The sequence below is a fragment of the Pseudomonas sp. NPDC090233 genome (genome assembly GCF_044772285.1).
GTDB lineage: Bacteria > Pseudomonadota > Gammaproteobacteria > Pseudomonadales > Pseudomonadaceae > Aquipseudomonas.
In genome coordinates, this window is sequence record NZ_JBIVYQ010000008.1 from 243,207 (window position 1) to 249,773 (window position 6,567).

Annotated in this window: 13 protein-coding genes; all 13 read right to left on the bottom strand. The window is 56.7% G+C overall.

Annotation, left to right across the window (positions count from 1 at the left end; all coding sequences use genetic code 11):
- Positions 1-12: 12 nt before the first annotated feature.
- Positions 13-633 (bottom strand): 30S ribosomal protein S4, encoded by a 621-nt coding sequence (rpsD, locus tag ACIQUF_RS22920; RefSeq protein WP_003257114.1) that lies wholly within the window; start codon positions 631-633, stop codon positions 13-15.
- 15 nt (positions 634-648) lie between these two features.
- Positions 649-1,038, bottom strand: a complete 390-nt coding sequence (gene rpsK, locus ACIQUF_RS22925) for a 30S ribosomal protein S11 (RefSeq protein WP_003255454.1) — start codon at positions 1,036-1,038, stop codon at positions 649-651.
- Positions 1,039-1,056: 18 nt separating this feature from the next.
- Positions 1,057-1,413, bottom strand: a complete 357-nt coding sequence (rpsM, locus tag ACIQUF_RS22930) for a 30S ribosomal protein S13 (RefSeq protein ID WP_003255457.1) — start codon at positions 1,411-1,413, stop codon at positions 1,057-1,059.
- A 131-nt stretch (positions 1,414-1,544) separates the two neighbouring features.
- Entirely contained in the window at positions 1,545-1,661 is a 117-nt protein-coding gene (rpmJ, locus tag ACIQUF_RS22935; RefSeq protein ID WP_002555468.1) for a 50S ribosomal protein L36, read from the bottom strand.
- Positions 1,662-1,689: 28 nt separating this feature from the next.
- Positions 1,690-3,021 carry a preprotein translocase subunit SecY gene (gene secY / locus ACIQUF_RS22940; RefSeq protein ID WP_003255459.1) on the bottom strand — a complete coding sequence of 444 codons (1,332 nt, stop codon included), beginning with the start codon at positions 3,019-3,021 and terminating at the stop codon, positions 1,690-1,692.
- A complete protein-coding gene (gene rplO / locus ACIQUF_RS22945; RefSeq protein WP_003255461.1) occupies positions 3,022-3,456 on the bottom strand; it encodes a 50S ribosomal protein L15 in 435 nt (144 codons plus the stop codon).
- A 3-nt stretch (positions 3,457-3,459) separates the two neighbouring features.
- Positions 3,460-3,636, bottom strand: coding sequence for a 50S ribosomal protein L30 (gene rpmD, locus ACIQUF_RS22950; RefSeq protein WP_008089798.1), 177 nt, complete (start codon positions 3,634-3,636; stop codon positions 3,460-3,462).
- A 2-nt stretch (positions 3,637-3,638) separates the two neighbouring features.
- Positions 3,639-4,139 (bottom strand): 30S ribosomal protein S5, encoded by a 501-nt coding sequence (rpsE, locus tag ACIQUF_RS22955; protein ID WP_003255465.1) that lies wholly within the window; start codon positions 4,137-4,139, stop codon positions 3,639-3,641.
- Positions 4,140-4,142: 3 nt separating this feature from the next.
- Complete coding sequence (gene rplR, locus ACIQUF_RS22960; RefSeq protein ID WP_003255467.1) at positions 4,143-4,493, bottom strand: 50S ribosomal protein L18; 351 nt, start codon at positions 4,491-4,493, stop codon at positions 4,143-4,145.
- A gap of 10 nt (positions 4,494-4,503) precedes the next feature.
- Positions 4,504-5,037 (bottom strand): 50S ribosomal protein L6, encoded by a 534-nt coding sequence (rplF, locus tag ACIQUF_RS22965; protein ID WP_003255469.1) that lies wholly within the window; start codon positions 5,035-5,037, stop codon positions 4,504-4,506.
- 12 nt (positions 5,038-5,049) lie between these two features.
- On the bottom strand, positions 5,050-5,442 hold the full coding sequence (gene rpsH / locus ACIQUF_RS22970) for a 30S ribosomal protein S8 (RefSeq protein ID WP_003255471.1): 393 nt from the start codon (positions 5,440-5,442) through the stop codon (positions 5,050-5,052).
- A gap of 209 nt (positions 5,443-5,651) precedes the next feature.
- Positions 5,652-5,957 (bottom strand): 30S ribosomal protein S14, encoded by a 306-nt coding sequence (gene rpsN / locus ACIQUF_RS22975; protein ID WP_009681970.1) that lies wholly within the window; start codon positions 5,955-5,957, stop codon positions 5,652-5,654.
- Between the two features lie 13 nt (positions 5,958-5,970).
- Entirely contained in the window at positions 5,971-6,510 is a 540-nt protein-coding gene (gene rplE, locus ACIQUF_RS22980; protein ID WP_023535025.1) for a 50S ribosomal protein L5, read from the bottom strand.
- Positions 6,511-6,567 lie beyond the last annotated feature (57 nt).

A 6,567-nucleotide genomic window follows, 5' to 3' on the forward strand; every position in this document is an offset into this window, starting at 1 on the left:
ATTTTCTAGCCCTTACTTGGAGTAGAGCTCGACAATCAGGTTCTCGTTGATGTCGGCAGACAGGTCGCTGCGAGCAGGAACGTTCTTGAAAACGCCCGACTTTTTAGCAGCATCCACATCAACCCACTCAACGCGGCCACGCTGGGCGCACAGTTCAAGGGCTTGAACAATGCGCAGCTGGTTCAGCGACTTCTCGCGAACCGCGACCACGTCACCCGGACGAACTTGGTAGGATGGAATGTTTACAGTCTTACCGTTGACGCTGATCGCTTTGTGCGAAACCAGCTGACGGGACTCGGAACGAGTCGAGCCGAAGCCCATACGGTAAACGACGTTATCCAGACGGCACTCGAGCAGTTGCAGCAGGTTCTCACCGGTTGCGCCTTTTTTCGAGGCAGCAGCTTGGTAGTAACCGCGGAACTGACGCTCCAGAACACCGTAGATACGACGGACTTTTTGTTTCTCGCGCAGCTGGGTACCGTAGTCGGACTGACGGCCACGGCGCTGGCCGTGGATACCTGGGGCTGCTTCGATGTTGCACTTCGATTCCAGAGCGCGAACGCCGCTCTTCAGGAACAGGTCAGTGCCTTCACGACGAGACAGTTTGCATTTTGGACCAATGTAACGTGCCATTCTTCTGTCTCCTGATTACACGCGGCGCTTCTTCGGCGGACGGCACCCGTTGTGCGGGATTGGCGTCACGTCGGTGATGCTGGCGATCTTGTAGCCGCAGCTGTTCAATGCACGAACGGCGGACTCACGACCTGGACCTGGACCCTTGACGTTCACGTCGAGGTTTTTCAGACCGTATTCCAGCGCAGCTTGACCAGCACGCTCAGCAGCGATCTGAGCTGCGAACGGGGTGGATTTGCGCGAACCACGGAAACCCGAACCACCGGAGGTCGCCCAGGACAAAGCATTGCCCTGACGGTCGGTGATGGTCACGATGGTGTTGTTGAAAGACGCATGGATGTGGGCGATGCCATCAACCACTGTCTTTTTGACTTTCTTACGAGGACGAGCAGCAGGTTTTGCCATGTCTATATTCCTGGGCGGTTACTTGCGGATCGGCTTACGCGGGCCCTTACGGGTGCGTGCGTTGGTCTTGGTGCGCTGACCGCGAACCGGCAGACCTTTACGATGACGCAGGCCGCGGTAGCAACCCAGGTCCATCAAGCGTTTGATCTTCATGTTGATGTCACGACGCAGGTCACCTTCGGTGGTGAACTTCGCGACTTCGCCACGCAGGGTTTCGATTTGCTCGTCGCTCAGATCCTTGATCTTAGCGGCTGGATTTACACCAGCGTCTGCACAGATCTTCTGTGCAGTTGTGCGACCGACACCATAGATGTAGGTCAGCGAGATAACAGTATGCTTGTTATCTGGAATGTTGACGCCTGCAATACGGGCCATTCAGTGGGACTCCAATTGACAGCTACCTACGCCCCGGAAGCCAAGAAATAGGGCGCGAGATAATATCGCTGTATAAACGATTAATCAACCCAGCAGCACACTAGCTGCTGGGTTTGAAGCGCAGATCACACTCAGCCTTGGCGCTGTTTGTGACGCGGTTCCGCGCTGCAGATCACTCGTACGACGCCTTCGCGACGGATGATCTTGCAGTTACGGCACAGCTTTTTCACCGATGCACGAACTTTCATTACCGACTCCTCGAACCTTAGGGGCGTATCAGCGCAGCAAACCGCTGCCACCGTAGCCTTTCAGGTTGGCTTTCTTCATCAGGGATTCGTACTGGTGCGAAACGAGGTGCGATTGTACTTGGGACATGAAGTCCATCACAACCACTACCACAATCAGCAACGAGGTCCCGCCAAGGTAGAACGGCACATTTGCTGCCACCACCAGGAACTGGGGCAGAAGGCAGACGGCCATCATGTATAGAGCACCGAACATGGTCAAACGGGTCAGAACGCCATCAATGTAGCGCGCCGACTGCTCACCAGGACGGATACCCGGAATAAAGGCACCGGACTTCTTCAGGTTTTCCGCTACGTCTTTCGGGTTGAACATCAACGCTGTGTAGAAGAAGCAGAAGAAAATGATCCCTGCACTAAACAGCAGAATGTTCAACGGCTGACCAGGAGCGATCGACTGCGAGATGTCCTGCAGCCAGCCCATACCTTCGGACTGACCGAACCAGGCACCCAGCGAAGCCGGGAACAGCAGAATGCTGCTCGCGAAAATGGCCGGGATAACCCCCGCCATGTTCACCTTCAGCGGCAAGTGGCTGGTCTGCGCAGCGAAGACCTTGCGGCCCTGCTGACGCTTGGCGTAGTGAACGGCGATACGACGCTGACCACGCTCAATGAACACCACGAAACCGATGATCGCTACTGCCAGCAAACCGATAGCGACCAGGGCGAAAATGTTGATATCGCCTGTGCGCGCAGACTCGAAAGACTGCCCGATTGCTCTCGGAAGACCGGCAACGATACCTGCGAAGATCAACATCGAGATACCGTTGCCCACACCGCGCTCGGTGATCTGCTCGCCCAGCCACATCATGAACATCGCGCCTGCCACGAACGTGGAGACGGCGACCACATGGAAGCCAAGGCCTGCAGAAAACGCCACGCCCTGGTTGGCCAGGCCAATGGACATGCCAATGGCTTGGACCAGCGCCAGGATAACGGTGCCGTAGCGGGTGTACTGGCTGATCTTGCGACGGCCAGCTTCACCTTCCTTCTTCAACTGCTCCAGTTGCGGGCTGACCGCGGTCATCAGCTGCATGATGATCGATGCCGAGATGTACGGCATGATCCCCAGTGCAAAGATGCTCATGCGCTCAAGCGCGCCACCGGAAAACATGTTGAACAAGCTAAGAATGGTCCCCTCATTCTGCCGAAACAGATCCGCCAGACGGTCCGGATTGATGCCTGGAACCGGGATATGCGCACCTATCCGATAGACGATGATCGCCATGAACAGAAAGCGCAGACGAGCCCAGAGTTCCGACATCCCGCCCTTACCGAGCGAAGAGAGAGCACCTTGCTTAGCCATTTATTCCTCGAATTTGCCGCCAGCTGCTTCGATAGCCGCACGCGCACCCTTGGTGGCTGCGATGCCCTTGATGGTGACTGCGCGAGTAACTTCGCCAGACAGCATGATTTTCACACGCTGAATGTGCTGGTTGATCACGTTGGCATCCTTCAGGGACTGCACGGAGATCACGTCGCCTTCCACTTTGGCCAGCTCGGACAGACGCACTTCTGCGCGGTCCATGGCTTTCAGGGAAACGAAGCCGAACTTCGGCAGGCGACGGTGCAGCGGCTGTTGACCGCCTTCGAAGCCCGGAGCGATCGAACCACCCGAACGGGAGGTCTGACCTTTGTGGCCACGGCCGCCGGTCTTACCCAGACCGCTACCGATACCACGACCCGGACGATGCTTTTCGCGACGGGAACCCGGCGCTGGACTCAGATCATTGAGTTTCATCGATTAACCCTCGACGCGCAGCATGTAGTAAGCCTTGTTGATCATCCCGCGATTCTCGGGAGTATCCTGGACTTCTACGGTGTGACCGATGCGACGCAGACCCAGACCCTTAACGCACAGTTTGTGGTTAGGGATACGGCCCGAGACGCTCTTGATCAGCGTTACTTTTACGGTAGCCATGATCAGAAGATCTCCTCAACGCTCTTGCCGCGCTTGGCAGCAATGGACTCAGGAGATTGCATGGCTTTCAGACCCTTGAAGGTGGCGTAAACCACGTTCACTGGGTTGGTCGAACCGTAGCACTTGGCCAGGACGTTCTGAACACCAGCAACTTCCAGGACAGCACGCATGGCGCCGCCGGCGATGATACCGGTACCTTCCGAGGCAGGCTGCATGTAAACCTTCGAGGCGCCGTGGGCAGCCTTGGTGGCGTACTGCAGGGTGGTGCCCTTCAGGTCAACCTGGATCATGTTACGACGAGCAGCTTCCATGGCTTTCTGGATCGCGGCAGGTACTTCGCGCGATTTGCCACGGCCGAAGCCGACGCGACCTTTGCCATCACCTACCACGGTCAACGCGGTGAAGGTGAAGATACGGCCGCCTTTAACGGTTTTAGCTACGCGGTTAACTTGAACCAGCTTCTCGATGTAGCCTTCGTCGCGCTTTTGATCGTTATTTGCCATAACTTAGAACTCCAGCCCGCCTTCACGAGCAGCATCAGCCAGCGCTTTGACGCGGCCATGGTACTTGAAGCCGGAACGGTCAAAGGCAACTTGAGATACACCGGCGGCTTTCGCACGCTCAGCTACCAGCTTGCCAACCTTAGTGGCCGCGTCGATGTTGCCGGTGGCGCCATCACGCAGGTCTTTGTCCAAGGTCGAGGCGCTTGCCAGAACCTTGCTGCCGTCGGCCGAAATGACCTGGGCGTAGATGTGCTGCGAGGAGCGGAACACGCACAGGCGCACGACTTCGAGTTCGTGCATCTTGAGACGTGCTTTGCGAGCGCGACGCAGTCGAATAACTTTTTTGTCGGTCATTTGCTAGGCCCTACTTCTTCTTGGCTTCTTTACGACGGACTACTTCGTCCGCGTAACGCACACCCTTGCCTTTGTAAGGCTCTGGTGGACGGAAGTCGCGGATTTCAGCGGCCACCTGACCTACCAGCTGCTTGTCGATACCCTTGATCAGGATGTCGGTCTGGCTAGGAGTTTCAGCGGTGATACCGGCTGGCAGTTCGTAGTCCACTGGATGCGAGAAGCCCAGAGCCAGGTTCAGGACGGTGCCTTTAGCCTGTGCCTTGTAACCAACACCGACCAGCTGGAGCTTGCGCTCGAAGCCTTGGCTTACGCCTTGGACCATGTTGTTCACCAGAGCGCGGGTAGTACCGGCCATGGCGCGAGCTTGCTGATCACCGTTGCGGGCGACGAAACGCAGTTCGCCGGACTCTTCGGTAACTTCAACAGACGAGTGAACGTTCAGTTCGAGAGTGCCCTTGGCACCCTTCACCGAAAGCTGCTGGCCGGCGAATTTGACTTCGACACCGGAAGGCAGCTTAACGGGGTTCTTAGCAACGCGAGACATGCCTATCTCCCCTTAGAACACTGTGCACAGAACTTCGCCGCCGACACCGGCAGCGCGCGCAGCGCGGTCAGTCATCACACCTTTGTTGGTGGAGACGATAGACACGCCCAGGCCGCCACGAACTTTCGGCAGGTCTGTAACGGCCTTGTACTGACGAAGGCCAGGACGGCTGGAACGCTTCAGTTCCTCGATGACCGGACGGCCTTCGAAGTACTTCAGCTCGATCGAAAGGGAAGGCTTGGCCTCACCAGTTACCTGGTAGCCAGCGATGTAACCTTCGTCTTTCAGAACTTTGGCAACCGCAACCTTCAGCGTGGAGGAAGGCATGCTTACGACGGACTTTTCAGCCATCTGGGCATTACGGATGCGAGTTAGCATGTCCGCTAACGGGTCCTGCATACTCATGGGCTAGATGCTCCTGATACAAGAATTATTAGCCTTGCGGCTATCACAACCACCCGAACGGGCAGGGTCAATGACCCAGGCTCGGGTGAGCCGGTCATTCTAGACACAAGGCAGAAACGAAACAAGCCCCATATAGGGGCTTGTTTGTTGGCGAGGTCACCGACGGTCGGAAGATTGCTCCCCTTCCGCCGGGATCACACCTGCAGTGCTTACCAGGAGGCCTTGACCAGACCTGGTACGTCACCGCGCATTGCCGCTTGACGCAGCATGTTACGGCCCAGGCCGAACTTACGGTATACACCGTGAGGACGACCGGTCAGGCGGCAACGGTTGCGCAGACGCGAAGCGCTGGCATCACGTGGCTGCTTCTGCAGAGCGACAACGGCAGCGAAACGCTCTTCAGGAGAGGCATTCACGTTGACGATGGTCGCTTTCAGCTCAGCACGCTTTTTGGCGAACTTGGCTACCGTGAGCTGACGCTTCAGCTCGCGGTTTTTCATGCTCTTCTTGGCCATTTTCCTACTCCAATCAGTTGCGGAACGGGAATTTGAATGCACGCAGCAGAGCGCGGCCTTCGTCATCCGAACGAGCAGTGGTGGTCAGGGTGATGTCCAAACCGCGCAGAGCATCGATCTTGTCGTAATCGATTTCCGGGAAGATGATCTGCTCTTTCACGCCCATGCTGTAGTTGCCACGGCCATCGAAGGACTTGGCATTCAGGCCGCGGAAGTCGCGAACCCGAGGCAGGGAGATCGCCAGCAGGCGGTCCAGGAATTCGTACATCTTGTCACTACGCAGGGTCACCTTGACGCCGATCGGCCAGCCTTCGCGGACTTTGAAGCCAGCGATGGATTTGCGAGCGAAAGTCACAACCGGCTTTTGACCGGTGATCTTTTCCAGGTCGGCTACAGCGTGCTCGATGACTTTTTTGTCGCCGATCGCTTCGCCCAGACCCATGTTCAGGGTGATCTTGGTAACGCGAGGAACTTCCATCACGTTCGACAGCTTAAGTTCATCCTTAAGCTTAGGAGCGATTTCGTTCCGGTAAATCTCTTTCAGTCGTGCCATGGTCTTCTACCTAGCAGTGTTCAAGCATCAACCGCTTTTTGGGTCGACTTGTAGACG